Raw genomic sequence first — 857 nt, 5'->3', positions numbered from 1 at the left:
TCGACCTGGCGCTCGGCAAGCTGAACCTCGAGCCGGGGATGACGCTGCTCGACATCGGTTGCGGCTGGGGCGGTGCGCTACAACGAGCGGTCGAGAAGTTCGACGTCAACGTCATCGGAATCACCCTCAGCCGCAACCAGTTCGAGTACAGCAAGGCGAGGCTGGCCAAGGTCCCGACCGGGCGCAGCGTCGAGGTGCGGCTGCAGGGCTGGGAGGAATTCGAGGACCACGTCGACCGCATTGTCACGATCGGCGCCTTCGAAGCGTTCAAAGCGGACCGTTGGCCGGCGTTTTTCGAACGGGCCTACGAGATCCTGCCCGACGACGGCCGGATGTTGCTGCACACGATTCTCGCGCATTCCCAAAAACAGCTGCACGAGCTCGGCGTCTCGCTGACCATGAGCGACGTGCGGTTCACGCGATTCATCTACACCCAGATCTTTCCCGGCGGGCAGTTGCCGGCGCAGGAAGACATTCTGAAATTGGCGCCCGCGGCCGGATTCACCGTCGAAAAGGTGCAATTGCTGCGGGAGCACTACGCCCGCACGCTCAATATGTGGGCGGCGAATTTAGCGGCGAACAAGGAGACGGCGCTCGCCATCCAGTCCCAAGAGGTCTACGACCGGTACATGAAGTACCTCACCGGCTGCGCCAAGCTGTTCCGCGAGGGCTACACCGACGTCAACCAATTCACCTGCGAGAAGTAGCCGGGCGCCTGGGAGCGCCCGGCCAGCGGTGCGCTACTTACTTGGCCAGCGTGAACTGGCCGACGTTGCTGATGCCCTTCAGGAAGAAGTTTTCACACCCCGTCAGGTAGTGCATATAGCGGTCGTAGACCTCCTGGGACTGGATGGCGA

At 62.3% G+C, this 857-nt stretch carries 1 protein-coding gene and 1 pseudogene; one reads left to right on the top strand and one right to left on the bottom strand.

Features of this window, described 5'->3' with window-relative positions; translation table 11 throughout:
* Positions 1-707, top strand: a 707-nt coding sequence (locus A5696_RS29075) for a cyclopropane mycolic acid synthase family methyltransferase (RefSeq protein ID WP_067873843.1), incomplete at its 5' end; no start/stop codon positions are given.
* A 37-nt stretch (positions 708-744) separates the two neighbouring features.
* Here A5696_RS29075 and A5696_RS29070 read toward each other — a convergent pair.
* Positions 745-857 (bottom strand): annotated as a pseudogene (locus A5696_RS29070) (class I SAM-dependent methyltransferase); the annotation flags it as partial.

This window comes from Mycobacterium sp. E2699 (assembly GCF_001666745.1).
Taxonomy (GTDB): Bacteria; Actinomycetota; Actinomycetes; order Mycobacteriales; family Mycobacteriaceae; genus Mycobacterium.
This window is presented reverse-complemented; position numbering and strand designations above follow the sequence as displayed.